Source organism: Lentzea xinjiangensis, from assembly GCF_900110955.1.
GTDB classification, from domain to species: Bacteria; Actinomycetota; Actinomycetes; order Mycobacteriales; family Pseudonocardiaceae; genus Lentzea; species Lentzea xinjiangensis.
Genome location: NZ_FOFR01000011.1, coordinates 77,317 through 101,755 on the forward strand (window position 1 = coordinate 77,317; position 24,439 = coordinate 101,755).

A 24,439-nucleotide genomic window follows, 5' to 3' on the forward strand; every position below is an offset into this window, starting at 1 on the left:
ATATGACACTTTATGAGCCGCTGGAGCCCCTGGTCAACGGTTTTCTGTGGGATGGGCAACGTCGATGTATCCACGTTGAACCAAGTTCCTCGCAGACTCGTTCCGAGAGTGTTGGTCACTGCTGCCCGCAGGACCGGAGAAGGAGATATTCGAGTGCATCGTTCCGTGTGACCGTGTTCATTGCCGCGTCCGCCAGCGCATGGCACCGAACGTCCTGGGCACCACCCGAGTTGAACGAGAACGACATGCTGATGGAAGAACTGCCACCGGAGGCCATGCTCGACGGTCCTCCACCGGACGCGGACCACCTGCTGCAGCGCACGCTGGGCACAGTTCGCGAAGAGAGACATCAGGCTGTGCTGCGCCGTGGGCGCATCACGGCCATCACATCGACCTTCATGGTCGCCGGAGTGCTCGCTGGGGGCGTCTGGCTGGGACATGGACCGCTCGTCGGCGGGACCGACGACGAGGGCGAGGTCTTGCAGGGGACCTCGTCGGCAGGCGCGAACATGGCCGTGAAGGTCACCGAGACCGAGGGGGGTCTGCGGCTCGTCGCCACCGTTCACGGCGTACCCGACGGGGCAGCCTGCTGGCTGGTCGTGCACACCAAGGACGGCCGGAGCTTCACCGCCGGCTCGTGGCGGGCGCACGCCGGTGAGGTGACGCTCGCCGGATCCGCGATGGTGCGGGCCGGTGACGTGGCCGGCGTCAGCGTGGTGGACCACGACCGCCGGCCGTTGGTGACCGCCGGCTAGCGGGACGCGGAAGACCTGCGAGCCGTCGGTGGACGCCTTCCTCCCGGAGGGCGTCCACCGACGGCTCGTGGAACGCCCCGGCCCGGCGATTTGACCGCCGAACGGGTGAATGCCAACCTTCAGGCATGACCTCGCCGCCCTCGTCCGGTGTGCTCGGGCGGCCCGGGGCCGGTGGGGAGCCGGTGAACCTCCCGGCGGTCCCCCGCGTAGGAGAGGGGAGCAGGCGGTCCCGGCAGGGGAAGACCTGCGCGACCCCGCAGGACACTCGTGGAGCAACGGTGAACACCCGAACTGAGACATGGGCCTGTCGTCCCTCCGGCGCGATTGGCAAGCTGTAGCCGTGGTGCGGACCAGACCGATGACCCTCGTGGTCGCGGCGATCGCTCTCATCGTGCTCGTGGCCTCCGCCGCCGTGTACGGCACGTCCAGCGCCGACCAGTACGTCAGCGAGCTCGACCAGGTGCTGACCGAACCGGAGACGCCGAACGTCGTCATCCGGTGCGGCACGAACGCGGGCCGGCACCTCAACGCGGACAACCCCGTCGTCTCGCCGGGCATCCCGTTCGGCGCGCACCACACGCACGAGTACGTGGGCAACAAGTCGGCCGACGCGATGTCGACGGACACCTCTCTCGCGGCCGCGTCCACCACGTGCGAGAAGGGCGACCTCTCGACCTACTACTGGCCGGTGCTGCGCCTGACCGACGGCGTCGGGCACGACGCGCACGCCGACGGCGGCGGTCTGCACGGCAACGTCGGCGAGGTGCTCGCGCCGAAGAGCGTGGAGATCCGGTACGACGGCAACCCGGTGAGCAGCGTGCTGCCGATGCCGCGGTTCCTGCGCCTGATCACCGGAGATCCGGCGGCGTTCACGAACGGGCACGGCCCGAACACCCGCGCGCGGTGGGGCTGCTCGGACCGGCCGGGCCGCTACACGACGAAGTACCCGCTGTGCGGGGACGCGACCACCCTGCGCAGCTTCGAGTTCGGCAGCTGCTGGGACGGCAGCAACACCGACAGCGCCTCCCACCGCACCCACGTGGTCTTCCCGCTGGCCGGAGGCGCGTGCCCGCCGAAGACGTTCCCGATCCCGCGGCTGCACATCACCGTCGGGTACGACATCCCCGCGGGCCGCCCGTTCGCGATCGACAGCTTCGCCGAGGAGATGCGCGACCCGGCGACCGACCACGGCATGGCCATCAACGTCATGCCGGAGGCCGTGATGGCCGAGCTCGCCGGGCACCTCAACCGGTCCCGCTAGCATCCCCCTCGGTCTTTGCCGAAACCTCGTTGAACCGAAGCCCGCCGCGGCTCGTGTGACGGCTGAGGTTCGAACAGGACGCCCGGAGAGGTGTTCGCGGGCGGGGAGGAGTGGGTGGATGGCGGCATTGTTCTCCCGGAAACGGGAGACTGCGGCCGACGAGGCGCTGATCCGATCGCTCTACGAGGAGCACGGTCGGGCTCTGCTGGCCTACGCGACGCGGTTGACCGGTGATCGGGCGGCTGCCGAGGACGTGGTCCAGGAGACCCTCGTCCGAGCGTGGCGCCACCCCGACGCCCTCGTGAACGGCAAGGGATCGGTGCGCGGCTGGTTGCTCACGGTGGCGCGCAACATCGTCACCGACCGGGTCCGGGCCAAGGCGGCGCGTCCTCAGGAGGTGGCCGAGTCTCCCGCGACGCCGCCGATCGAGCGCGACCACGCCGACCAGGTCGTGGACTCCGTGGTGGTGCTGGAGGCGCTCGACAGGTTGTCCTCCGACCACCGCGACGTGCTGATGGAGATCTACTTCCGCGGTCGCAGCGTGACGGAGGCGGCGGAGGCGCTCGGGGTACCACCGGGCACGGTGAAGTCGAGATCGTATTACGCGTTGCGAGCCTTGAGGGAGACCTTTGGCGGTCAGAAGGTCGCACTGAAGGGGGTGGCCGGATGACCACGCAGCACGACCCGCAACTGCTCGGTGCCTACGTCCTCGGAGCACTGGACGAGCAGGAGGTGCGCGAGATGGACGAGCACCTGGCGTCCTGCGCCGACTGCACGCGTGAGCTCGAGGACCTCCGCGCCATGGAGGCCTTCCTCGGCGAGGTGCCGCCGGAGGCCATGCTGGACGGGCCGCCCGAGGGCGGCGACCTGTTGTTGCAGCGCACCTTGCGCCAGGTGCGCGCCGAACGCGGCGGCGTCGCGAAACGCCGTCAGTTCGCGCTCGGCGCCGCGGCGGCCGTGGTGGCCGCTGTCGTGCTCGGCGCCGGTGTTCTCGTCGGCAAGGCCACGTCGCCCGATGCGACGACGGCCCTTCCCACACCGACGGTCGCACCGGATCCGGCGGGCACCAGGCTCGCCACGTTCACCGACCCGGCGACCAAGGCGTCGATGACCGTGAAGGTCGTCCCCGCCGCGGGCTGGGTCCGCACGAACATGGCGATCAGCGGTATCCCCGAGGGCGAGAAGTGCCGGATCTTCGTCGTGGCGAAGGACGGCAGCCGCCAGGAGGCGGGCTCCTGGGTGGTGTCCAAGAAGGGCGCCGCCGAGGGCACGAACCTGGACGGTTCCGCGTTGGTCGACCCCAAGGACGTCAAGTCGGTGGTGGTCGAGAACTTCGCGGGCCGGAAGTTCGTCGAGGTGCCGGTCCAGGCGTGATCGGGAGGGGCCGGGGGCCGTCCGCGGTGGACGGCTCCCGGCCTTTCACGGCTTGAGCACGACTTTTCCCACCGTGGCACGGGACTCGAGCGCCTCGTGCGCCTTCGAGGCGTCCCGCAGCGCGAACGGCGGGTTGACCAGCGGGGTGAACCGCCCGCTCGCCAGCCCGGCCATCGACTCGTCCTCGAGCGCCCGCAGCCCGCGCCGCAGCAGCCCCGGCCCGAGCGCCACAGTCGCGGTGAGGCTGTTGGCGAACAACGCCTCCGTGCTGATCGGTGTCATGGTTCCCGACGCCCAGCCGTAGATGATGTGCCGGCCACCGGGCCCGAGGGTGCGCAACGCCCGTGCGCCGGCCTCGCCGCCGACGCCGTCGAGCACGACGGTCACGTCCTTGAGGCCGTCAGCCCAGTCCGGCCGGGTGTAGTCGACGGCGTCGTCCGCGCCGTTGTCCCTGACGACGCCGAGTTTGTCACCGCTCGCGAGCCCGATGACCCGAGCGCCGACGTTGCGCGCCTCCTGCACGAAGAGCGTTCCCATGCCGCCTGCCGCCGACGTGACGAGCACGACGTCGTCCGCGGTGAGCCCGGCCGCACCGAGCACGGCGACCACGGTGCGGCCGGTGCCGATCATCGCGACCGCGGCCTCGAACGACACGTCGTCGGGAAGCGCGTGCAGCGCCGTGGCGTCGGCGACGGCCAGCTCGGCGTACCCGCCGTTGGCCTGACCGAGGTGGGTGACGACGCGGCGGCCGAGCCACTCCGGTGCGACGCCGCCGCCCAGCGCGGTGACGACACCGGCCACCTCGCGTCCTGGCGTCATCGGGAAGCTGACGGGGCCGAACCGGCCCTGGCGGATCGTGGTGTCGACGAGGTGGACACCGGCGGCGGCCACGGTGACGCGCACCTGGCCGGGGCCGGGCCGCGGGTCGGGAACCTCCTCGAAGCGCAGGTTCTCCGCGGGGCCGAACTCGTACTGCCGAATCGCGAACATGGCCGCGACGCTAGGTACTCCACCTAACTGGAGGTCAAGGGTCGTGGTGCCGAGCCCGCGGGCGAGGCCGCCCGGGAGGGGGCCTCGCCCGCGGCCGGTGTCAGGGCCGGACCCAGTCGCTGCAGTCGTCCGGCAGGTTGTTCCAGTCCTCGCAGACCCGGAACTCGGTGACGTACGACAGATCACGGGTGCTGCACGGGGACGCGGACCCGTTCGCGTCCCGGTACTCCACGAACCCGTCCAGGGTCCGGAACTGGCCGTAGACGCCGTTGCCGTCCTGTTCGACGTCGCAGACGCCGGTGTGGGTGAAGATCTCCTGGTTGACGTAGGCGTAATCGCTGCCTTCTTTGATCGTGGCGGCCGACGCGACCGACGTGCCACCGAGCACGGCCAGTGCGGAAAGTCCCGCCACGAGTGGAACCGATTTGCGCTTCCTCACGGTTGCTCCCCAGTTGTGAAAACGGATTCGCGGCCGCCGGACGTGCGGCCGCGCCATTCCGGTCCGTCAGGGACCGACCCAGTCGCTGCAGTCGTCCGGCAGGTTGTTCCAGTTCTCGCAGACCCGGAACTCCGTGACGTCGGAACCGAGCGTGCGCGAGCTGCAGGGGGACGCGGAACCGTTGGCGTCGCCGTACTCCACGAACCCGTCCACGGTCCTGAACTGGCCGTAGACGCCGTTGCCGTCCTGTTCGACGTCGCACACGCGGGTGTCCCGCCGGTTCGAGGAATTGACGTAGGCGTAATCGCTGCCTTCTTCGACCGAGGTCGCCGAGGCGGCAGACGTGCCCGTGAGCACGATCAGCGCGGAAAGCCCGACCGCCAGCGGGACAGATCTCTTCATCATCGAATTTGCTCCCCCCATTTTTGGAAGCGACGAACGTGGGCACGATGCCCGTGCGTCTTCTCTCACCATAGCGACACGAGTGGTGCGTGTCACATTTTCTTAAGGTTCGCGAAGATAAAGGACCAACCGTCGGATCATCCTTTTCGCGGAACTGGGCGGTGCCGGTGTCGCGAGCCGGGCGGGTAACTCCTTCGGGTAAGGATTCTCGGCAGCCGGCTCCGCGCGGGTAATGATCATGGTGTGACGCTGGGACCTGAGTCGGTGACGTGGCGGCTCGGCTGGTACACCCGGTTCGAGCTGGTGGTGCTGGGCCGGGCGGTGTTGATGCAGGTCGCGCACCCGGTGATCGCCGCCGCGGTGAGCGACGGCTACCGCGCCGACCCGTTCGCGCGGCTGTCGAGGACGATCACGTCGTCGCAGCTGCGCCTGTTCGGGGGCGAGCAGGCCGCCAGGGAGGCGGGGCGGCTGGTGCGGGCGCACGCCACGATCCCCGGTGTGGACGAGGAGCTGTTCCGCTGGGTGCACGCAACCAGCTTCGAGTCGCTGCTCACGGCGTACCGGTTGCTGCGGCCCAGGCTGCCCGTGATCCACGAGGAGCGGTTGTACCGGGAGTGGCGGGACACCGGGCGGTCGCTCGGCATCCGGACGATGCCCGGCGACCTCGCGGCTCTGCGCGACTACGTCGACGACGTGGTGGCCACCCAGCTGATGCCCACCGACGGTGTGCGGAACCTGTTGGAGGCGTTCGAGCTGCGCGGCGGCAAGGCGCCCGGCGGGGAGCATCTGCCGAGCGTGCTCTGGCCGTTCGTGCGGCCCGTCGCGGCACGGGTGCTGCCGGACTTCGCCGTCGGCACGCTGCCGCCGGCGTTGCGGGTCAAGCTCGGTCTGGAGTGGACGGACCGCGACGAGCGCAGGCTGCGCCGGTGGGTGCGGCTGATCCGGGCGGTGTCGGCGTTCGTGCCTGCCAGCCTGCTGCACTACCCCATGCCGTACCGGGCGATGCTCAGTGCGCGATCATCACGTGTTTGACGCGCGTGTAGTCCTCAAGACTGTGCATCGACAGATCCTTGCCGTAGCCGGATGCGCCGAAACCGCCGTGCGGCATCTCGGCGGCGACGGGGCCGTGCGTGTTGACCCACACGACGCCGAAGTCGAGCCGTGCGGTCAATGACGCGACCCGGCGCGTGTCACGGGTCCAGATCGACGCCGCAAGCCCTTGCGGCACACCGTTGGCCAGGGTGATCGCCTCGTCGTCGGAGTCGAACGGTTGCACGGTGATCACGGGAGCGAACGGTTCCGCCTGGACCAGTTCGTCGGACTGGTCGAGCCCGGAGAGCACGGTGGGTTCCAGGAAGAAACCGGCCGAGCCGTGGCGCTTCCCCCCGCAGTGGACCGTGGCGCGGGACCGGGAGAGCAGGCCGAGCACGCGGTCGAGCTGGGCCTGGCTGTTCAGCGGACCGAAGTCCGTGCCGGGGACGCGGGCGGAGGCGGCCGCGGTCAGCGCGGCGAGGAGCTCGTCGTGCACCGCCGAGTGCGCCAGCACTCGGGTGGCGGCCGTGCAGTCCTGGCCCGCGTTGTAGCAGGCGGCGTCCACGACGCTCGCCGCCGTCGCGGTCACGTCGACGTCGTCGAACACCAGGACCGGCGCGTTGCCGCCGAGTTCGAGGTGGGTGCGTTTCACGGTCGCCGCGGCGGCGCGGGCCACCTCGGCGCCGGCGCGGGTGGAGCCGGTCAGCGAGACCATGGCCGGGACGGGGTGCTCGACCAGCAGGCGGCCGGTGCCGCGGTCGCCCAGCACGACGTTGACCACGCCCGCCGGCAGCACCTCGGCGGCGAGCGCGGCCAGCAGTACGGCGGAGGACGGCGTGGTCTCGGCGGGCTTGAGCACCACCGTGTTGCCCGCGGCCAGGGCCGGCGCGATCTTCCAGACGGCCATCATCAGCGGGTAGTTCCACGGCGTGATCTGCGCGATCACCCCGACCGGCTCGCGCCGCTGGTACGAGGTGTGGCCGGGCAGGTACTCGCCGGCGGCGCCGGTGCCCAGCGCCCTGGCGGCCCCCGCGAAGAACCGGAGCTGGTCCGCGCACTGCGGGAGCTCGTCGCCGAGCACGACCGAGCGGATCTTGCCCGTCTCGCGGACCTCCGCGTCGGCGACCGCCTCTGCGCTCGCCTCCAGGAGCGCGGCGAGGTCCAGCAACGCGAGCTGGCGCTCGCCCGGCGTCGTGCCCGCCCACGCGGGGAAGGCCGCTGCCGCGGCGCGGACGGCGGCGTCGACCTCGGCGGCGCGGGAGACGACGGCCCGGCCGAACTCCTCGCCGGTGGTGGGGTCGACGAGCGGTGAGGTCTCGCCGGCGGTGAGGGACGGGGCGCCGTTGATGAAGTTCGCGACGATCACGGGTGCTCCAGGTGCGTGGGGCGGACGTGCGACACCGCGGGCGGCACCGCCACGTGCCGGGTCCTTCCCCGCGAACGCCTCGTCAAGATCTTCGCGCAGCGGCTCCGGCGTGGGGCGCGCTGCCTTCTCCTGCCACCTGTCCGGCTCGCTCGATTAATTCCTTTGCGAGAGCTCCGGGTGCTCGGTCATCATTGTTCCATGATTACCGCAGAGGAATGGGCTGGAGCGCCCTCGAAGCTCTGACCAGTAAGTTCAATTTTCTCCCAACTCTGCGAGCATTTGTGCGTCAATACTCGTCTTCGGCGTGTTCGTCCAGTGGTCAGGACACCGGAATCTCAATCCGGAAACACGGGTTCGATCCCCGTACGCGCTACGAGGCCCGGTTCCAGTGGGGTGGGCCGGGCCCTCCCGCAACCGGTTCCGTGTCAGACGGACCCAAAGAATCTTCGAAAACTTCGCCCGAATGGTCTAGGCGCCAGTTACGCTCTGCGAATGGCCGCGGTCCCCGCCTCCGCACGCTACGAGGTCGACGTACGTCGGCCGAACGCCGCGCGGATTCACGACTTCTACCTGGGCGGCGCCCACAACTACGCCGCCGACCGGGCGTTCGCCAAGCAGGCCGTCCGGATCGACCCGGAGCTGCCGCTCACGGCCAGGGCGCACCGGACGTTCCTGCGCCACGCCGTCCGCCACTGCTGGGCGGCGGGCGTCCGCCAGTTCCTCGACCTCGGCTCGGGCATCCCGACGTGCGGCTCTGCGCACCAGACGTTGCCGGAGGCCCGCGTCGTGTACGTCGACTCCGATCCGGTGACCGTGGCGTTCGCGCGCGGGCTGCTGCGCGGTGAGCCGAGGGCGTGCGCGGTGGAGGCGGACCTGCGCCGGCCGGAGCAGGTGCTGCGGCATCCGGGCGTGCTGTCCCATCTCGACCTCCGCGAGCCGTACGCGGTGTTGATGGTCGACGTCCTGAGGTACGTCGACGACACCACCGGCCAGGGGCGCGTCGTGCGCCGGTACCGGCACGCCCTTCCCGCGGGCGGGTTCCTGGTGGTGTCGCACCCCGCTCCGGTCGAGCAGCTGATGGAGGGGCTGACGATCGAGGCGCCGTGCGTGGTGCCGGGCGCGTACGCGGGCATCGGGCGCAAGGGCCGTATCTGACAGGTCCCCTGGAACCTGGACCTGCTCGCCGCCGCGCTGCGCAACGCCGCCGTGCGCGGCACGCAGGTCGAGGTCCGCGCCTACACCGACCTCAACGCGGAGATCACCGTGCTGGTCAACCCGTCGCGGGCGCGGGTGGTGCACGTGGCCAAGCGCAACGTCGTCGTGCCGCGCAACGGCATGCCCGACGTGTCCCTGACCGGTTTGACCGAGATGAGGGCGGGGTAGCCGCCGGGCGACAAGAACGGAGCCTGGAGGGCGTCATGACCCACCGCGTCACTGTCAAGGTCGCCGGTCTGCAACCGGTGCAGCTGCTGTCCGCCCTGGCCGGCATCGCGTTCATCGTGTTCGGCGTCGTGGGCTTCACCCGCACGGGGATGGGCGACTGGGCCGCGCAGTCGTACGTGCTCGGGTTCTCGGTGAACCCGCTGCACAACCTGGTGTTCGTCGTGGTCGGCGTGCTGGGCCTGCTCATGGCCCTCGGGTCGGGCACGGCCCGGCTGTACGGCTGGCTGCTGTTCGCCGGCTTCGCCGCGCTCTTCGTGTGGGACCTGATGATCACCGGGATCCTCGCGCGGAACCCGGCGGAGGAGTTCGGCAACCCGTTGGCGGTCAACACGAACGACAACTGGCTGCACCTCGGCATCGCGCTCTTCGGCCTGCTGCTCGCGGTGGTGCCCGCGCGCCGCAAGCTGATCGAGGAGGAGGAGCCCGTGCTGCCGGAGCCCCGCACGGAGGGCTACCGCGACGAGCGGGACGGCGTGCGAGCCGGGGAGGCGGACCGGACCGTGAGCCCGGTCGCGAACACGGAGCCGATCACCAAGCAGCAGGCGGTGGTCGACCCCAAGACCGAGCGCGTGAGCAAGGACAAGATCAAGCACTAGTTCCCACCGGACAGTCCCCCTGTCCTGAGCGGACGCGCCGTGCGAGCCCTTGATGTGGCTCTCACGGCGCGTCTGTTTCGATGGCGCGATGCCTTCCGACCCTTCCGGCCTGGTGCCGGCCGTGCTGACGGACGAAGTGCTGATCACGTGGGGGACCGCGCTGGCCGCCCTCCTGGCGGTCGCGCCGCACGCCGTCTGGCGGGTCGCCCGCAACGTGATCACGATCGCCCACGAGGGCGGGCACGCCCTGGTCGCGGTGCTGACCGGGCGGCGGCTGTCGGGCATCAAGCTGCACTCCGACACCAGCGGGCTCACGGTCTCGCGGGGCAAGCCGCGTGGGCCGGGGATGGTGCTCACCGCGCTGGCCGGGTACGTGGCGCCGTCGCTGCTCGGGTTCGGTGCGGCCGTGCTCATCACCACCGAGCAGGTCCAGCTGATGCTGTGGATCAGCATCGCGTTCCTGGCCGCGATGCTGGTCATGATCCGCAACGTGTTCGGGGTGCTGTCGATCATCGTCACCGGTGGCGTCTTCTTCTTCGTGTCCTTCTACGCCTCCGTCGAGGTCCGCGACGCGGCCGCCTACGTCTTCGCCTGGTTCCTGTTGCTCGGCGGCATCCGGCCGGTGTGGGAGCTGCAGGTCAAGCGGTGGCGGCGGCAGGCGCCCCGGTCCGACGCCGACCAGCTGGCCTGGCTGACCGGCGTGCCGGCGCTGGCGTGGGTCGTGGTGTTCGGGGTGGTCAGCGTCGCCGCCGCGGCCGGGGGCGGGGCGCTGCTGCTGGGTCGGTGGTGAGGCTCGGCTTCGCCTCCGGGTGGCGCTGGTGAAATACTCGGGTGAACAAGCCGTGGTGAGAGGTGGGTTCTGTGCTGCGTGGGGATGTCGGGCTTGAACTGGGCCAGCGGGTCGCGCACGCGTTGCGCGCCGCCCTGGACGTGGACATCACCGCCGAGGAAGCGCTGATCCGACCGTCCAACCGCGACGGTGCCGACTACCAGTGCAACGTGGCGATGAGCCTCGCCAAGAAGGTCGGGAAGAACCCCCGCGAGGTCGCCGCGCTGATCGTCGAGCACCTCGACGCCGCGGACGCCGTCGAGGCACCCGAGATCGCCGGCCCCGGCTTCATCAACCTCAAGCTGCGGCGGGAGTGGATCGAGGCCCAGGCCGCCGCGCTGCTCGGCGACGAGCGGCTCGGGGTGCCGGTCACCGAGAAGCCCCGGCGGATCGCCATCGACTACAGCAGCCCGAACGTGGCCAAGGAGATGCACGTCGGCCACCTGCGGTCGACGATCATCGGGGACGCGTTCTGCCGGCTGCTGGCCTTCGCGGGCCACGAGGTGATCCCGCACAACCACCTGGGGGACTGGGGCACGCCGTTCGGCATGCTCATCGAGCACCTCACCGACCTCGGGCACGGCGCCGACCACGGGATCGGCGACCTCAACGCGTTCTACCAGCAGGCCCGGCAGAAGTTCGACAACGAGCCGGGCTTCGCCGACCGGGCCCGGCGGCGGGTCGTGCTGCTGCAGGGCGGTGACGAGGAGACGCTCGCCCTGTGGCGCGAGCTGGTGGCGGAGTCGCAGCGGCACTTCAACCAGGTGTACGAGCTGCTCGGGATCGGGCTGTCGGCCGAGGACAACTACGGGGAGAGCTTCTACAACCCCTACCTCGCGGACACGATCACCGAGCTGCAGCAGAAGGGCCTCATCGAGGTCAGCGACGGCGCGCTGTGCGTCTTCCCGCCGGGGTTCACCAACCGCGAGGGCGACCGGCTGCCGCTGATCGTCCGCAAGAGCGACGGCGGGTACGGCTACGCCACCACCGACTTCGCGACCGTGCGGTACTGGGTGCGCGACCGCGGGGTCGACGACCTGATCTACGTCGTGGGCACCCCGCAGGCCCAGCACTTCCAGATGATCTTCGCGACGGCCCGGCAGGCCGGGTGGCTCGACGACGCGCACACGGCCGTGCACACCGGGTTCGGCACGATCCTGGGCTCGGACGGCAAGACCATCCGCACCAGGGCCGGCGGCACCATCAAGCTCATCGACCTGCTCACCGAGGCCGTCGAGAACTCGTACAAGGTGATGCCGGAGACGTCCGAAGTGGAGGGTGCGGAGAAGGACGCGCTCGCCCGCACCATCGGGCTCGGGGCGGTGAAGTACGCGGACCTCTCGAACGACCGGGAGAAGGACTACGTCTTCACCTGGGAGAAGATGCTCGCGACCACGGGTGACACGTCGGTCTACATCCAGTACGCCAACGCCCGCATCCTCTCGATCGGGCGCAAGGTCGGGCGGGAGGCCCCCGCCGACGCTCCGCTGGTGTTGCGGGAACAGGCCGAGCGCGACCTCGCGCTGAAGCTGTTGCAGCTGCCCACGGCGGTCCAGGCGGCCATCGACGAGCTCGCGCCGCACAAGCTCACGACCTACCTGTTCGAGACGGCCACGGCGTTCTCCACGTTCTACGGACACTGCCCGGTGGCCGCGGCGGAGAGCCGGGAACTGCAGGACTCCCGGCTGCACCTGCTCACGCTGACCTCACGGGTGCTCACCCTGGGGCTGTCCCTGCTGGGTATTGGGGCACCTGAACGGCTGTAACAGGTTTACCCCTGGTCAGACCACGGGTACGCAGTGATCGCAACTCTTCCGCCCAGTCATAGGGAGTCGCGATGACCTGCACCACCCGTCTGCCCAAACCGGTCACCGAGGTGTGGGACTGGCAGATGGCAGGGCTGTGCCGCGGCCAGAACAGCGCGGTGTTCTTCCACCCCGACAACGAGCGCGGCTACGCCAGGGCGGCTCGGGAGCAGAAGGCCAAGGCCATCTGCTCGCACTGCCCGGTGCTGGCGCAGTGCCGGGCCCACGCGCTGGAAGCCCAGGAGCCGTACGGCGTTTGGGGTGGAATGGGGGAGGACGAACGGCGCCAGATCATCTCCGCGACCCGGCGCCGGGTCCGCGTGGCCTCCTGAGAGAGCTTGAAGTCGTGAGTGGAAACCGGCGAGGTGACGACGGGAACCACTCACGACCGATCACTCCTCCAGCACGTCTCGCAGTTGGCGCAACGTCTTCGCGAGCAGCCGCGAGACGTGCATCTGCGAGATCCCGACCTTCTGGGCGATCTGCGTCTGCGTCATGTTGCCGAAGAACCGCATGATCACGATCTTGCGCTCCCGCTCGGGGAGCTTCTGCAGCAACGGGTGCAGCGCTTCGCGCTGTTCGATCATCGCGATCTCGGGGTCTTCCTCGCCGATGGTGCTGCCCAGCGAGATCGAGGAGTCCTCCGACATGAGCATGTCGTCCAGCGACGCGCTCTGGTAGGCGTTGCCGGCCGCGAGTCCTTCGTGGACCTCCTCCCTGGACAGTCCCAGGTGCTCGGCCAGCTCCGACGGCGTGGGCGCTCTGCCGAGCGACTGCGACAACCGCGAGGTCCCCGCGTTGATCGCCAGGTGCAGCTCCTTGAGCCGCCGGGGCATGCGGACCGACCAGCTCGAGTCGCGGAAGTACTTCCGGACCTCACCCATGATCGTCGGCACCGCGAACGACAGGAAGTCGCTGCCGCGTTCCGGGTCGAACCGGTCGACGGCGTTGATCAGGCCGACCGTCGCGACCTGCACGAGGTCCTCGTGCGGCTCGCCGCGGTGGCCGAACCGGCGGGCGATGTGCTGGGCGACCGGGAGGTGCTCGGTGACGAGCCGGTCCCGCAACGACTCCCGCGCCGGGCCGGGCGGCGTGGCCGCCAGCTCCGCGAACAGCGGCGCCAGGTGGTCGTAGTCACCGCCTGACCGCGTCGGTGCCGCGGTGGTCGTCTCCACCGCGTCAGCGGTTTCCGGCGGCGTCGCGGTCGCCTCTTCCGACCCGGTCACGCATCCACCGCCCCTGCCGTGGACTTCACGAGGCCGATGTGGACCACGGACCCTTCGGTCTCCTCGACCCTGGTCTGCACCGAGTCGACGAGCGCGGTCAGCACGCGCCAGCCGAAGCTGCCCTCGTCCGGTCCCGTCGCGGCCTTCGCGGACACCTTGGCCGAGACGTGCACGGCACCCCGGTCGTCCACCGCGAAGTGGCAGCTCAGCACGGCGTCGTGCGCCGCCAGCGTGATCAACGTCGAGCACGTCTCGTCCACGGCGAGCTTCAGGTCCTCGATCGAGTCGAGGTCGAAGTCCTGCCGCATCGCGATGTCCGCCGCGACCGCACGCACGATCGACAGCTGCGTGGGATCCGCGGCCATCCGCAGTTCGACCCCTGACAATTGCGTCACACCCACCTCGTAGTCCGTTCTGCTGAAGGCCGGCACATCTCTGCCGTACCCGAATTGATCTCATTTCACACGTGTATTAGCACGTCACCCAGGGAAATCATGTGCCGCAGGCAAGAACGGGGACCACTGGGAGGAGCGCTGTGCTGGTGCACGAGGACTTCCTGGACCTCCGCTTCCCGGCTGACGCACACGAGGTGGGACCCTTGCGGGACCGGCTTCGCGAATGGCTGCAGGACAGCGGTTTCGGCGACGACGAGGCGAGTGATCTCGTCCTCGCCGTCAGCGAAGCGGTCAACAACTCCGTCGAGCACGCGTACCCCGGTCCCGCGCGCGGCACCGTCGAGGTGCGCGCCCACGCCGCTCCGGACGGCTCCGTCCAGGTCGACGTCACCGACCACGGGCGGTGGCGCGTGCCGCCTCCCGCGCTGACGATGCGTGGCCGTGGTCTCCTGCTCATGCGGGAGAGCGTGGACGAGGTCGAGATCGACCGCAGCGCGAACGGCACGACCGTGCGCCTGCGCCGGGCGCGTTCTCCCGTGGTGCCCGCCGCCAGGGCGGCGCCCGAGTGCGACGTGCGGGTCCACGAGACCTCCTCCGGCGTAGTAGCGGTCGTGCGCGGGAACGTGCCGGTGGAGGCCGGCCCGTCATTGCGCCGCACGCTCACCACGGCCGCACGGGGCGGCACCGTGCCGTTGACCGTCGACCTCACCCAGGTGGGTGCGGAGCAGGGCGGAGTGGACCAGGCCCTGTTCCAGGTCTCCGCGGCGCTCAGCGCGGCGGGGAACCGCCTCGCCGTCCGGGTGCGGTGACCGCTCCTCAGCCGAGGGCCGCGTCCACCGAGTCGCTCACGCTCAGCACCTCGCCGAGGCCGGTTGCTTCCAACGGGCGGGTCACGGCCCGTGCGGTCGCCACGACCTTGAGCGCCGTGTTCGCCTGCTGCGCCAGTCGTGCGGCCTCCACGAGCACCGCCAGGCCGGCGGATCCGAGGAACGTCACGCCGGTCATGTCCACCACGAAGGTGCCGCCGTCGCCGAGGCCGTTGACCAGGGCGTCGCGCAGCGCGGGCGCGGACACCATGTCGACCTCACCGGACACGGCGAGCACCGTGACACCGGGCGCCGGCTGCCGCACCGACAGCTCGATGGTCTGCTCCGCTCGCGGGTCCTGCACAGTCACCGATGTACTCCCTACTCGCACCACTGGGGAGCCGTCACTGCAACGGCTCCCGGCGCGGCTGCTGGCTCAACCGCTGCGGCCTCACCGTACGGGAGAGACCGCTCGACAGGACAGGTCGTGCAGTCGGTACCCAGACAAAGGTTGGCTCAAACGTGCAAGCTGTCCCAGAGCCCGCGTGCCGCCTCCCCGGCGGCGGCCGGCGGCTCGACGATCTCCTCGGCGCCGTCCTCCAGCGTCTTGCCCACGGTCAGGACCAAGGCCGTCGCGATGTCGCGCAGCTTCACGTTGGTCTGCTGGCTCGCCCGCACGAGCACCTCGAACGCCTCGCCGGGAGCGCACGACCGCGCTGCCATGACCAGGCCCTTCGCCTGTTCGATGTAGCGGCGGTGCTGCACCATGCGGACCATCTGGTCGGCCCGCAGCACCTCGCCCGCGCAGAACTCGACCACCGCGGCGGCCGTCGCGACGAGCGGTTCTACCTCCTCGATGGCCTTCAGGTCCTCGATGCCGGGCGGGTGTGACAGGTACACGGTCAGCACCACCGGCCCGCTGTCCCCCCAGCTCCCGGGCACCGCCACGACGGCCAGGCCACCGATCCGCCCGGAGGTCTGCCGTTCGTCGCGGGAGGCGTCGACGAGCGGTCCCTCGCCGCTGTCGAGCTGTGCCTGGTCGAGGTCGACCGCGACACCGACGGCGCGCAACGGCGTGCCGTCCGGCCACACGCTGAGGCCCACTCCCTCGCAGCCCGGGAGCTGGGAGCGCAAGTGGTCCATCAGCCGGGAGAGGAGCTCGCCGCCGTATTTCACCTGGTGCACGTGTTGAGGTTAAGCCCAGCCGATGGTTCACCGACGCCGTGCGGTCGCCGCCGCGCGACGAACGGTTGCTCAGGCAATCACATCGTCATCCGCCGCGCTTCGGGCCCGAACAGCTCGGCGCTCCATCCGGCCCAGTTAACGCTGAAGACCCGGAGAGGACACGTGTTCTGAACCACAGTCCGCCAGAATTCGTCCGCAGGGATAACGCCGGAGCCCCGGTGCGCGACATCCCTGGTGTCACGGAAGGACAGAGATGACTACCGCCATGGAAGCCCAGCCGCAGCAGGCCGCAAAGCTGCCCACCACGCCCTGCAGCGTGGTGTGGAGCCGGGGTCACGCGTACGTGCTCGAGGGCTTCCGCGCTCGCTGGGTTGGCCGCGACGACCGGGGTCGTCCGCACGCCCTCACCGGCGCCGAGATGCAGCGCCGCGGCTGGACGTTCACCCGCACCGCCTGACCTCCACCGGCACACCCCCGAAACCTCCCCGCAACCCGCCGCCACCAGCCGCGCCGCGCGCCGTGACGCCATCCGGCAGCCCGTGCGCAGCCACTCGTTTAGAGTGCGGGTGTGCGTGATCCGGCTGGTCGCCTGCTGACGATCCCGAACCTGCTCAGCGTGCTGCGGCTGGCCGGGGTTCCGCTCTTCCTCTACCTGTTGCTCGGACCCCGCGCGGACGGCTGGGCGCTGCTCGTCCTCGTCTTCGCGGGGCTCTCCGACTGGCTGGACGGCAAGCTCGCCCGCTGGCTCAACCAGATGAGCCGCCTGGGCGCGCTGCTCGACCCCGCCGCCGACCGCCTCTACGTGTTCTGCACGCTGCTGGCGTTCGTGGTCAGGGACATCGTGCCGCTCTGGGTCGCCCTCGTGCTCGTGGGGCGGGAGGTCGTCGTCGGCCTGTGCCTGCTGGTCCTGCGGCAACGGGGCTGGGGCACGTTCGAGGTCACGTACCTGGGCAAGGCCGCGACCTTCAACCTGCTCTACGCGTTCCCCCTGCTGCTGCTCGCGCAGGGCGACTCGGCGTGGGCCCAGCTCGCCCAGCCGTTCGCCTACGCGTTCACCGTCTGGGGCGCGGCGCTCTACCTGTGGTCGGCGCTGCTGTACGTCTACCAGTTCTTCCTGGCCCTGCGGGTCACGCCAGGCGAGGTCGCGTGAAAAGATCACCCCACACAGGTTCGGCACGAGGAGCGCAGTCAGTTGATTCCCGAGGAGCTTCGCTACACCGAAGAGCACGAGTGGGTCGCCAGCACGGGCGAGAACACCGTGCGCGTCGGCATCACCGACTACGCCCAGGAACAGCTCGGTGACGTCGTCTTCGTCCAGCTGCCCGAGGTCGGCCACACCGTCTCCGCCGGCGACACGTTCGGCGAGGTCGAGTCGACCAAGAGCGTCTCGGACCTCTACTCCCCGCTCGACGGTGAGGTCGTCGCCATCAACGACGCGTTGGTGCAGACCCCGGACTCCGTCAACAGCGACCCATACGGCGAGGGCTGGATGGTCGAGATCCGGCTGACCGACCCCGAAGCGCTGGAGGGCCTGCTGGACGCGGACGGGTACAAGGCGTTGGTGGAGAAGGAGTGACGTCGATCTTTCGCCGGATCTTCGGCCGGAAGGGGAGCCGCGCTGAAGGCGGTGACCCGAACGCGATAGGTTTTACCGGAAGTGACGGATCCAGCAGCAGGAGGAGAGCTCAGGTGAGCACGAACGACGGCCCAGGCGTTCCGCCGGAGCAGTCCCCGGAGCGGACCTCCGTCTTCCGGGCGGACTTCCTCCAGGAGATGGAAGGCGGCGCCGAGGCGCCCGCACAGGAGCCGGCCGTTGCCGGCGTTGACGCCCTTCCCGCCGGTTCCGCGCTGCTCGTGGTGAAGCGCGGCCCGAACGCCGGTTCCCGGTTCCTGCTGGACCGAGACACGACGAGCGCGGGGCGCCACCCCGACAGCGACATCTTCCTGGACGACGTGACGGTCTCGCGCCGGCACGCCGAGTTCCGCCGGGAGAGCGGCGAGTTCGTCGTCATCGACGTCGGCAGCCTCAACGGCACCTACGTCAACCGCGAGCCGGTCGACCAGGCCGTCCTCGCGAACGGCGACGAGGTCCAGATCGGCAAGTTCCGCCTGGTGTTCCTGACGGGCCCCGGCTCCGCGGGAGCCTGACGCGTGACGGCCGGGCGGCCGCGACGCGGGGAAGTCGAGCATCGGGGCGGTGCTCGCACAGCTTCGCCCCGAGCTCCCCGACGTGACCACCTCAGATCCGCTTCTTCCGAAGCGGAGGGGCTGGTCCGCCCGGCACGCACAGCCTCCGGCCACCGCCGGTTCACCGCGGCGGACGTCGAGAGGCCGCGATTCGTGCTGTCCGCGCAATGCGACAGGCACCTGCCGCTGAAGGCACTCCACGACCAGCCCGGCGCCGCGGTGCCGCGGGCCGACGTGCTCGCTGTGTCCAGCCGTCCTGCCAGGACCGCGACGGTCTGCCGCGCCCGGCGGCCGTTCCGCCGCCGATGACGTCACCGCGCTCCGCACGACCCGGATGATGACCGGGCCGGCGTCGAGCGCGAGCCCCTCCCGGTCGGGTCTTTCCCAGTTCTCGGGACGGCCGGGGAATCGGAGGACCTGTTCCACTCGTTGCACACGGTGCCGGTGGGAGCGGGTCCGCGACAATCGTCTTGATCACGTTCTGCCCGCAACGATTGAGCACACGGCCCGCTTGGCGGGTAGCGTCGAACGCATACGCCGGGGGATGCTCGGAGACGTTCCGGGTACTCCCCAACGAGTCAGAGGGAGGCGAGACCCGATGAGCGAGATGCGCGTCGTGGGCGTCCGGGTGGAGCTGCCCCAGAACCAGCCGATCCTCCTGCTGCGCGAAACCGAGGGTGAGCGCTACCTGCCGATCTGGATCGGCTCGGTCGAGGCCACGGCCATCGCACTCGAGCAGCAGGGCGTCCGCCCGGCTCGTCCGCTGACCCACGACCTCCTCAAGGACGTCATCGGGGCACTGGGCCGCAACCTCGAGCAGGTGCGGATCACCGACCTGCAGGAGGGCACGTTCTTCGCGGAGCTCGTGTTCGACGGCGACGTGCGGGTGTCCGCGCGGCCGTCGGACTCGGTGGCGCTCGCGTTGCGCGTGGGCGTGCCGATCCACGCGGAGGAGTCCGTGCTCGCCGAGGCCGGTCTGATCATCCCGGACGAGCAGGAGGACGAGGTCGAGAAGTTCCGCGAGTTCCTCGACTCGGTCTCACCCGAGGACTTCCGCGGAGCGGACACGTAAGCACTGTCGTGGTGCGGGCACCTGAGCACTGACGCGGCGCGGGCACGTGAACACCGGTCAGGTTCGGACACATGCGCACTGAAGCGGAGTGGACACGGGGCGCTCGTGCGGAGCGGATCGCCGAGTTTCGGGGTACGTAGCTCTCCGTCCCGTTTGGGACCGATGTACCCCGCCAGCGCTCCCTCCGATGGGCTATTTTCCGCCGAAATCCTCGCTAAACGATCACTAAACGTCACTTGAACCGCCCGGTTCGAGTGACGGCACGACTCTCCACTTCAGGTTGGGGGTCGACACTCCCCGCGCGTCGCGTTGACCTGCCCTCGGAGCGGTCTTACCGTCGAACTCGAGTGAACGTCGCCGGTTCGCGTGAGCTGAGGTGGCGGCTTGACGGCCATGGGTTTCGTGGCCGTGGGCGAGGGGAGGCAGGCGTGGTCGAGGAAGCGCCCTTGAGGGCCGAATCCGGGCAGCAGGGTGAGCTGTTCCCGGACTCCTCGCTGCCGGACGAGCTCGTCGGCTACCGGGGCCCGGCGGCGTGCCAGGTCGCGGGCATCACCTACCGGCAGCTCGACTACTGGGCCCGGACCGGGCTCGTGGCTCCGACGGTGCGGATGGCCCACGGCTCCGGCAGCCAGCGGCTGTACTCGTTCAAGGACATCCTGGTGCTCAAGGTCGTGAAGCGGCTGCTGGACACCGGCGTCTCGTTGCAGAACATCCGCGTCGCGGTCGACCACCTGCGCCGGCGCGGCGTGCAGGACCTGGCGAAGATCACGCTCTTCTCCGACGGCACCACCGTCTACGAGTGCACCTCGCCGGAGGAGGTCGTCGACCTGCTCCAGGGCGGCCAGGGCGTGTTCGGCATCGCCGTGAGCGGGGCGATGAGGGAGATCAGCGGCACCATCCACGAGTTCCCGGCCGAACGCGCGGACGGCGTCGAGATCGCGCCGCTGACCGAGGACGAGCTGACCCGTCGCCGCCGCGAGCGCGCGACCGGCTGACCGGCCGGGAGTTCGTGGCCGACTGGCCGTCCTGGATGGCCGGTCGGCAGCAGCGCCGGCCCCCGCTCCCTCCCTAGCGTTGCCGCCATGAGCTGCACACCTTCGTCACCGGTCGTCAAAGTCCTCGCCGCGGCCGTGCGCCGGGCCGCCCGCCTGGAGTTCGGCTTCGTCGGCACGGAGAACCTGCTGATCGCCCTCGTCGACACGACCGGCCCCGGCCGCAAGCTCGGCGTGAAGTCGCTGCGGGCCCAGGCGATGGCGCGGGGCACCGAGCACTGGGCGAGCGACGACGGCGGCGTGCTGGACGAACCCGGTCCGGACGTGCTGGCGCTGATGCGTTCCGCCCACCACGTGGCCCGCGCGGACGCGGTCCTGCCGGTCAGCCGCGCGCTGGACGAGTGCCTGCGGGCGGCGATCGCCGAGGCCGGCGACGGCGTGCTCACCACGACCCACGTGTCGCTCGCGCTGCTCGGGCTGGAGTCGGGGCGGGCGGCGGACCTGATGGTGGTGCGGCACGTGGACCTGGTGGCGACCGCTGCCGCCGTGCGGGCGGCCGCCGAGCCCGAGGAAGCGCCCGCGGTGTGGTTGCTGCGCAAGGCCGGGGCGCTGGAGGGCGAGTCCGGCGGCGGGTACGTGCACTGGCTGACGAAGCTGGTCGTCCGCGGCGGCGGGCTGGGCGGTCCGCTGCTCCCCGCCGTGCGCCACGAGGCCGAGCGGCTCGCGGTGGCCGCCGGGCGCGAGGAGGCCACCGCACGGGACCTGGTGGCCGCCGTGCTGACGGTCGACCACCAGCTCACCGCGGCCGGCAAGGAGCTCAAGCCGGAGTTCCGCTCCCGCGCGGCGGCGGCCCTGCGCACGGCCGGGGTGGACCTGGCCGCGCTGCCGGCGGTGTCCGGTGGCGCGGTCGAGCGGGCGGTGGAGGGCGCGAAGCTCGTCGCGGCCCGGCGCGGGGACACCGTCGTGGGGCCCGAGCACCTGCTCCTGGCGTTGCGCGACGACCCGTTCGACCCCCTGGACGGGGCGTTGAGCGGCCTCGCCACTGAGATGTAGGTCGCGTACCCGGCGACTACCCGCACTGCCTGCGGGTATTCTTCACGGGTAGTCGCTGAACTCAGGCGGGAGAGACCGGGTGCGAGCCCGGCGCCGAAGGAGCAAGTCCCTCCCCGGGAACCTCTCAGGCATCCAGGACCGCGTGAGCGAGACGCCTCTGGAAAGTGGATCCGCCGGAGAGTGCTCTCCGGAAGATCCCGCCGACGGTGAAAGCCCAGCCTCAGCGGTGGGTGAACCTCTCAGGCGCCCGAGACCGGGTACGGACAGAGCGGGGAGGGCGCCAGGACACGTGTGCCCTCAGCCCCCCGGAGGCGTTTGATGACGCAGGACCGCATTCCGCTCGCCGCTCTCGAGCACGGCACCCCGTTCGCCGACCGCCACGTCGGCCCGCGCCCCGCCGAACTCGCGCGCATCCTCGACGTCATCGGTGTCGGGTCGCTGGAGGAGCTGGCGCAGCACGCGGTGCCCTCGTCCATCCGCGAGCGCGACCTCGTGCTCGACCTGCCCGCCCCGGCCACCGAGACCGAGGCGCTCGCGGAGCTGCGCGCCCTCGCGTCGCAGAACCGGCCGATGACGCAGATGATCGGGCTGGGCTACTACGACACCGTCACGCCCGGCGTGATCCTGCGCAACGTGCTGGAGTCGCCCGCCTGGTACACCGCGTACACGCCGTACCAGCCGGAGATCTCGCAGGGCCGGCTCGAGGCGCTGCTCAACTTCCAGACCATGGTCGGCGACCTGACCGGCCTGCCGGTCGCCAACGCGTCCATGCTGGACGAGTCGACCGCCGCCGCCGAGGCGATGACCCTGGTGCGCCGCGCCGGTCGCTCGAAGTCCGACAAGTTCGTCGTCGACGCCGACACGCTGCCGCAGACGCTGGCCGTCATCGAGACGCGGGCCGAGCCGCTCGGCATCGAGATCGTCGTCGCCGACCTGTCGCAGGGCATCGAGGGCCTCGGCCTGGGTGGCGACTTCTTCGGCGTGCTGCTGTCGTACCCCGGCGCGTCCGGTGTGGTGCGCGACCAGGCGGCGCTGATCGAGGAGATCCACGCCGCCGGTGCGCAGGCCGTCGTCGCCGCCGACCTGCTCGCGCTCACGCTGCTCCGCGCGCCCGGCGAGATCGGCGCGGACGTCGTCATCGGCACCACGCAGCGCTTCGGCGTGCCGATCGGCTTCGGTGGCCCGCACGCCGGCTACATGGCCGTCCGGTCCGGCCTCGAGCGGCAGCTCCCCGGCCGTCTCGTGGGCGTCTCCGTCGACGCGGACGGCTCGCTGGCCTACCGCCTGGCGTTGCAGACGCGCGAGCAGCACATCCGCCGGGAGAAGGCCACGTCCAACATCTGCACCGCCCAGGTGCTGCTGGCCGTCATCGCGTCCATGTACGCCGTCTACCACGGCCCCGAGGGCCTGCGGGCCATCGCGACCCGCGTGCACCGCATGGCCACCGTGCTCGCCACGGGCCTGTGCGAGGCCGGTCTCGACGTCGTGCACGGGGACTTCTTCGACACCGTCGAGGTGCGCCTCGAGGGCCGGGCCGCGGCCGTGGTCGAGAAGGCGCGCGAGGCCGGCATCAACCTGCGCAAGGTCGACGAGGACGTCGTGGCGGTCGCCTGCGACGAGAAGACCACGCGCGCGCACGTCGTCGCGGTGTGGGAGGCCTTCGGGGTCACAGGCGCCGACGTGGACGCGATCGACGCCGACACCGCCGACGGCATCCCGGCCGACCTGCGCCGCACCTCGGACTACCTGACCCACCCGGTCTTCCACGCGCACCGCTCCGAGACCGCGCTGCTGCGCTACCTGCGCGCGCTGTCGGACAAGGACGTCGCGCTCGACCGCAGCATGATCCCGCTGGGCTCGTGCACGATGAAGCTGAACGCGACCGCGGAGATGGAGCCCGTCACGTGGCCGGAGTTCTCCGGCCTGCACCCGTTCGCGCCCGTCGAGGACGCCAAGGGGCTGCTGAAGATCGTCTCCGACCTGGAGGAGTGGCTCGCGGAGGTCACCGGCTACGACGCGGTGTCGTTGCAGCCCAACGCCGGTTCGCAGGGCGAGTTCGCGGGCCTGCTGGCGATCCGCGCCTACCACCGCGCGAACGGCAACGCCGACCGCGACGTCTGCCTGATCCCGTCGTCCGCCCACGGCACCAACGCCGCGTCCGCCGTCATGGCCGGCATGCGCGTCGTCGTCGTGAAGTGCGACGACAAGGGCAACATCGACATGGGCCACCTGCGCTCCACGATCGCCGACCACGCCGACGACCTGGCCGCGATCATGCTCACCTACCCGTCGACGCACGGCGTGTACGAGGACACCGTCCGCGAGGTCTGCGGCCTGGTCCACGACGCGGGTGGCCAGGTGTACGTCGACGGCGCGAACCTCAACGCCCTGATCGGCCTCGCCCGCTACGGCAAGTTCGGCTCGGACGTCTCGCACCTGAACCTGCACAAGACGTTCTGCATCCCGCACGGCGGCGGTGGCCCCGGCGTCGGTCCGATCGGCGTCCGCTCCCACCTCGCCCCGTTCCTGCCGAACCACCCGTTGCAGCCCACCGCGGGCCCGGCGACCGGTGTCGGCCCGATCTCCGCCGCCCCGTGGGGTTCCGCGTCGATCCTGCCGATCTCGTGGGCGTACGTCCGCATGATGGGCGGTGACGGCCTGCGCCGCGCCACCCTGACCGCCGTGGCCGCGGCCAACTACGTGGCCCGCCGTCTCGACGAGCACTACCCCGTCCTCTACACGGGCGAGGGCGGCTTCGTGGCCCACGAGTGCATCCTCGACCTGCGGCCGATCACGAAGGCCACCGGCGTGACCGTGGACGACGTGGCGAAGAGGCTCGCGGACTACGGCCTGCACGCGCCGACGATGTCGTTCCCGGTCGCCGGCACGCTGATGGTCGAGCCGACCGAGTCCGAGGACCTGGCGGAGATCGACAGGTTCATCGACGCCATGATCGCCATCCGCCGCGAGATCGACCGCGTCGGCGCCGGCGAGTGGCCGGTGGACGACAACCCGCTGCGCAACGCCCCGCACACCGCGGCCTGCGTCACCGCCGGCGAGTGGAACCACCCGTACACCCGCGAGGAGGCCGTCTTCCCGGCCGGCACCGGTGCCGCGAAGATCTGGCCGCCGGTCCGCCGCATCGACGGCGCGAAGGGCGACCGCAACCTGGTCTGCTCCTGCCCGCCGCTCTCCGCGTACGGCAGCTGATCCGGTAGCGAGGACGAAGGG

The 24,439-nt window shown here is 70.6% G+C and carries 28 protein-coding genes, 1 tRNA gene and 2 riboswitches; of the genes, 21 read left to right on the forward strand and 8 right to left on the reverse strand.

Features of this window, described 5'->3' with window-relative positions; translation table 11 throughout:
- Positions 1-245: 245 nt before the first annotated feature.
- The 4 genes from BMW88_RS23115 to BMW88_RS23130 all read left to right on the forward strand — a co-directional run bounded on the left by BMW88_RS23115 (position 246) and on the right by BMW88_RS23130 (position 3,390).
- A complete protein-coding gene (locus BMW88_RS23115) occupies positions 246-755 on the forward strand; it encodes an anti-sigma factor (RefSeq protein ID WP_143116203.1) in 510 nt (169 codons plus the stop codon).
- 358 nt (positions 756-1,113) lie between these two features.
- Positions 1,114-2,016: a DUF1996 domain-containing protein gene (locus BMW88_RS23120; RefSeq protein WP_089953782.1), complete on the forward strand. Its 903-nt coding sequence runs from the start codon at positions 1,114-1,116 to the stop codon at positions 2,014-2,016.
- Between the two features lie 118 nt (positions 2,017-2,134).
- A complete protein-coding gene (locus tag BMW88_RS23125; protein WP_089953784.1) occupies positions 2,135-2,686 on the forward strand; it encodes a sigma-70 family RNA polymerase sigma factor in 552 nt (183 codons plus the stop codon).
- A complete protein-coding gene (locus tag BMW88_RS23130) occupies positions 2,683-3,390 on the forward strand; it encodes an anti-sigma factor family protein (RefSeq protein ID WP_089953785.1) in 708 nt (235 codons plus the stop codon). Before BMW88_RS23125 ends, BMW88_RS23130 begins: the two co-directional genes overlap by 4 nt.
- Before the next feature lie 45 nt (positions 3,391-3,435).
- Here the strand turns inward: BMW88_RS23130 and BMW88_RS23135 are convergent, their stop codons facing one another.
- From BMW88_RS23135 to BMW88_RS23145, 3 genes are all read right to left on the reverse strand, one after another.
- Complete coding sequence (locus BMW88_RS23135; RefSeq protein WP_089953787.1) at positions 3,436-4,380, reverse strand: zinc-binding dehydrogenase; 945 nt, start codon at positions 4,378-4,380, stop codon at positions 3,436-3,438.
- A gap of 100 nt (positions 4,381-4,480) precedes the next feature.
- Positions 4,481-4,819 carry a hypothetical protein gene (locus tag BMW88_RS23140; protein ID WP_143116204.1) on the reverse strand — a complete coding sequence of 113 codons (339 nt, stop codon included), beginning with the start codon at positions 4,817-4,819 and terminating at the stop codon, positions 4,481-4,483.
- 66 nt (positions 4,820-4,885) lie between these two features.
- Positions 4,886-5,224, reverse strand: a complete 339-nt coding sequence (locus BMW88_RS23145) for a hypothetical protein (protein ID WP_089953790.1) — start codon at positions 5,222-5,224, stop codon at positions 4,886-4,888.
- Between the two features lie 240 nt (positions 5,225-5,464).
- On the opposite strand from BMW88_RS23145, the gene BMW88_RS23150 reads away from it, so the two are divergent.
- On the forward strand, positions 5,465-6,253 hold the full coding sequence (locus BMW88_RS23150; protein WP_177221255.1) for an oxygenase MpaB family protein: 789 nt from the start codon (positions 5,465-5,467) through the stop codon (positions 6,251-6,253).
- On the opposite strand, the gene BMW88_RS23155 is transcribed toward BMW88_RS23150, so the two are convergent.
- The gene (locus BMW88_RS23155; protein WP_089953792.1) at positions 6,228-7,619 is read right to left on the reverse strand and encodes an aminobutyraldehyde dehydrogenase; all 1,392 of its coding nucleotides are present in this window, start codon (positions 7,617-7,619) and stop codon (positions 6,228-6,230) included. The two genes, BMW88_RS23150 and BMW88_RS23155, sit on opposite strands and share 26 nt — an antisense overlap.
- 301 nt (positions 7,620-7,920) lie before the next feature.
- On the opposite strand from BMW88_RS23155, the gene BMW88_RS23160 reads away from it, so the two are divergent.
- The 7 genes from BMW88_RS23160 (at position 7,921) to BMW88_RS23185 (ending at position 12,624) form a co-directional block, all read left to right on the forward strand.
- Positions 7,921-7,992, forward strand: a tRNA-Glu gene (locus BMW88_RS23160).
- A gap of 119 nt (positions 7,993-8,111) precedes the next feature.
- Entirely contained in the window at positions 8,112-8,774 is a 663-nt protein-coding gene (locus BMW88_RS23165) for an SAM-dependent methyltransferase (RefSeq protein ID WP_089953793.1), read from the forward strand.
- 51 nt (positions 8,775-8,825) lie between these two features.
- The gene (locus BMW88_RS42040) at positions 8,826-9,002 is read left to right on the forward strand and encodes a hypothetical protein (RefSeq protein ID WP_177221256.1); all 177 of its coding nucleotides are present in this window, start codon (positions 8,826-8,828) and stop codon (positions 9,000-9,002) included.
- A gap of 35 nt (positions 9,003-9,037) precedes the next feature.
- Positions 9,038-9,658 carry a DUF4383 domain-containing protein gene (locus BMW88_RS23170; protein ID WP_089953794.1) on the forward strand — a complete coding sequence of 207 codons (621 nt, stop codon included), beginning with the start codon at positions 9,038-9,040 and terminating at the stop codon, positions 9,656-9,658.
- Positions 9,659-9,746: 88 nt separating this feature from the next.
- Positions 9,747-10,448, forward strand: a complete 702-nt coding sequence (locus BMW88_RS23175) for a M50 family metallopeptidase (RefSeq protein ID WP_089953796.1) — start codon at positions 9,747-9,749, stop codon at positions 10,446-10,448.
- A 71-nt stretch (positions 10,449-10,519) separates the two neighbouring features.
- On the forward strand, positions 10,520-12,253 hold the full coding sequence (gene argS, locus BMW88_RS23180) for an arginine--tRNA ligase (RefSeq protein WP_089953797.1): 1,734 nt from the start codon (positions 10,520-10,522) through the stop codon (positions 12,251-12,253).
- Positions 12,254-12,324: 71 nt separating this feature from the next.
- The gene (locus BMW88_RS23185) at positions 12,325-12,624 is read left to right on the forward strand and encodes a WhiB family transcriptional regulator (protein WP_089953799.1); all 300 of its coding nucleotides are present in this window, start codon (positions 12,325-12,327) and stop codon (positions 12,622-12,624) included.
- Between the two features lie 60 nt (positions 12,625-12,684).
- On the opposite strand, the gene BMW88_RS23190 is transcribed toward BMW88_RS23185, so the two are convergent.
- Positions 12,685-13,467 carry a SigB/SigF/SigG family RNA polymerase sigma factor gene (locus tag BMW88_RS23190; protein ID WP_089954121.1) on the reverse strand — a complete coding sequence of 261 codons (783 nt, stop codon included), beginning with the start codon at positions 13,465-13,467 and terminating at the stop codon, positions 12,685-12,687.
- A 47-nt stretch (positions 13,468-13,514) separates the two neighbouring features.
- Positions 13,515-13,913, reverse strand: a complete 399-nt coding sequence (locus tag BMW88_RS23195; RefSeq protein WP_245777996.1) for an ATP-binding protein — start codon at positions 13,911-13,913, stop codon at positions 13,515-13,517.
- A 140-nt stretch (positions 13,914-14,053) separates the two neighbouring features.
- On the opposite strand from BMW88_RS23195, the gene BMW88_RS23200 reads away from it, so the two are divergent.
- On the forward strand, positions 14,054-14,722 hold the full coding sequence (locus BMW88_RS23200; RefSeq protein ID WP_177221257.1) for an ATP-binding protein: 669 nt from the start codon (positions 14,054-14,056) through the stop codon (positions 14,720-14,722).
- Positions 14,723-14,729: 7 nt separating this feature from the next.
- On the opposite strand, the gene BMW88_RS23205 is transcribed toward BMW88_RS23200, so the two are convergent.
- Both BMW88_RS23205 and BMW88_RS43435 read right to left on the reverse strand, forming a co-directional pair.
- Positions 14,730-15,089, reverse strand: a complete 360-nt coding sequence (locus BMW88_RS23205) for an STAS domain-containing protein (RefSeq protein ID WP_245777997.1) — start codon at positions 15,087-15,089, stop codon at positions 14,730-14,732.
- 146 nt (positions 15,090-15,235) lie between these two features.
- Positions 15,236-15,904 (reverse strand): ANTAR domain-containing protein, encoded by a 669-nt coding sequence (locus tag BMW88_RS43435; RefSeq protein WP_089953804.1) that lies wholly within the window; start codon positions 15,902-15,904, stop codon positions 15,236-15,238.
- 253 nt (positions 15,905-16,157) lie between these two features.
- On the opposite strand from BMW88_RS43435, the gene BMW88_RS23215 reads away from it, so the two are divergent.
- From BMW88_RS23215 to gcvP, 8 genes are all read left to right on the forward strand, one after another.
- Positions 16,158-16,361 carry a hypothetical protein gene (locus BMW88_RS23215; protein WP_089953806.1) on the forward strand — a complete coding sequence of 68 codons (204 nt, stop codon included), beginning with the start codon at positions 16,158-16,160 and terminating at the stop codon, positions 16,359-16,361.
- A gap of 111 nt (positions 16,362-16,472) precedes the next feature.
- Positions 16,473-17,054, forward strand: a complete 582-nt coding sequence (gene clsA / locus BMW88_RS23220; RefSeq protein WP_089953808.1) for a cardiolipin synthase ClsA — start codon at positions 16,473-16,475, stop codon at positions 17,052-17,054.
- Positions 17,055-17,096: 42 nt separating this feature from the next.
- Positions 17,097-17,480: a glycine cleavage system protein GcvH gene (gene gcvH, locus BMW88_RS23225; RefSeq protein ID WP_089953809.1), complete on the forward strand. Its 384-nt coding sequence runs from the start codon at positions 17,097-17,099 to the stop codon at positions 17,478-17,480.
- A gap of 113 nt (positions 17,481-17,593) precedes the next feature.
- Positions 17,594-18,052 carry a glycogen accumulation regulator GarA gene (garA, locus tag BMW88_RS23230; protein WP_030476302.1) on the forward strand — a complete coding sequence of 153 codons (459 nt, stop codon included), beginning with the start codon at positions 17,594-17,596 and terminating at the stop codon, positions 18,050-18,052.
- A 637-nt stretch (positions 18,053-18,689) separates the two neighbouring features.
- On the forward strand, positions 18,690-19,163 hold the full coding sequence (locus tag BMW88_RS23240; protein ID WP_030468959.1) for a bifunctional nuclease family protein: 474 nt from the start codon (positions 18,690-18,692) through the stop codon (positions 19,161-19,163).
- Positions 19,164-19,591: 428 nt separating this feature from the next.
- Complete coding sequence (locus tag BMW88_RS23245) at positions 19,592-20,158, forward strand: MerR family transcriptional regulator (protein ID WP_089953811.1); 567 nt, start codon at positions 19,592-19,594, stop codon at positions 20,156-20,158.
- An 87-nt stretch (positions 20,159-20,245) separates the two neighbouring features.
- A complete protein-coding gene (locus BMW88_RS23250; protein ID WP_089953813.1) occupies positions 20,246-21,208 on the forward strand; it encodes a Clp protease N-terminal domain-containing protein in 963 nt (320 codons plus the stop codon).
- A 56-nt stretch (positions 21,209-21,264) separates the two neighbouring features.
- Positions 21,265-21,359: riboswitch (glycine riboswitch) on the forward strand.
- Between the two features lie 10 nt (positions 21,360-21,369).
- Positions 21,370-21,474, forward strand: a riboswitch (glycine riboswitch).
- A gap of 52 nt (positions 21,475-21,526) precedes the next feature.
- Positions 21,527-24,418: an aminomethyl-transferring glycine dehydrogenase gene (gene gcvP / locus BMW88_RS23255; RefSeq protein ID WP_089953814.1), complete on the forward strand. Its 2,892-nt coding sequence runs from the start codon at positions 21,527-21,529 to the stop codon at positions 24,416-24,418.
- Positions 24,419-24,439 lie beyond the last annotated feature (21 nt).

Excerpts from the sequence above, each read along its gene's own strand:
- BMW88_RS23120 (WP_089953782.1), top strand. The coding sequence starts at position 1,114 with ATGACCCTCGTGGTCGCGGCGATCGCTCTCATCGTGCTCGTGGCCTCC.
- BMW88_RS23240 (WP_030468959.1), top strand. The coding sequence starts at position 18,690 with ATGAGCGAGATGCGCGTCGTGGGCGTCCGGGTGGAGCTGCCCCAGAAC.
- BMW88_RS23170 (WP_089953794.1), top strand. The coding sequence starts at position 9,038 with ATGACCCACCGCGTCACTGTCAAGGTCGCCGGTCTGCAACCGGTGCAG.
- BMW88_RS23125 (WP_089953784.1), top strand. The coding sequence starts at position 2,135 with ATGGCGGCATTGTTCTCCCGGAAACGGGAGACTGCGGCCGACGAGGCG.
- BMW88_RS23175 (WP_089953796.1), top strand. The coding sequence starts at position 9,747 with ATGCCTTCCGACCCTTCCGGCCTGGTGCCGGCCGTGCTGACGGACGAA.
- BMW88_RS23145 (WP_089953790.1), bottom strand. The coding sequence starts at position 5,224 with ATGATGAAGAGATCTGTCCCGCTGGCGGTCGGGCTTTCCGCGCTGATC.
- gcvP (WP_089953814.1), top strand. The coding sequence starts at position 21,527 with ATGACGCAGGACCGCATTCCGCTCGCCGCTCTCGAGCACGGCACCCCG.
- BMW88_RS23215 (WP_089953806.1), top strand. The coding sequence starts at position 16,158 with ATGACTACCGCCATGGAAGCCCAGCCGCAGCAGGCCGCAAAGCTGCCC.
- BMW88_RS23250 (WP_089953813.1), top strand. The coding sequence starts at position 20,246 with ATGAGCTGCACACCTTCGTCACCGGTCGTCAAAGTCCTCGCCGCGGCC.
- BMW88_RS23165 (WP_089953793.1), top strand. The coding sequence starts at position 8,112 with ATGGCCGCGGTCCCCGCCTCCGCACGCTACGAGGTCGACGTACGTCGG.
- BMW88_RS23130 (WP_089953785.1), top strand. The coding sequence starts at position 2,683 with ATGACCACGCAGCACGACCCGCAACTGCTCGGTGCCTACGTCCTCGGA.
- BMW88_RS23185 (WP_089953799.1), top strand. The coding sequence starts at position 12,325 with ATGACCTGCACCACCCGTCTGCCCAAACCGGTCACCGAGGTGTGGGAC.
- BMW88_RS23135 (WP_089953787.1), bottom strand. The coding sequence starts at position 4,380 with ATGTTCGCGATTCGGCAGTACGAGTTCGGCCCCGCGGAGAACCTGCGC.
- BMW88_RS23115 (WP_143116203.1), top strand. The coding sequence starts at position 246 with ATGCTGATGGAAGAACTGCCACCGGAGGCCATGCTCGACGGTCCTCCA.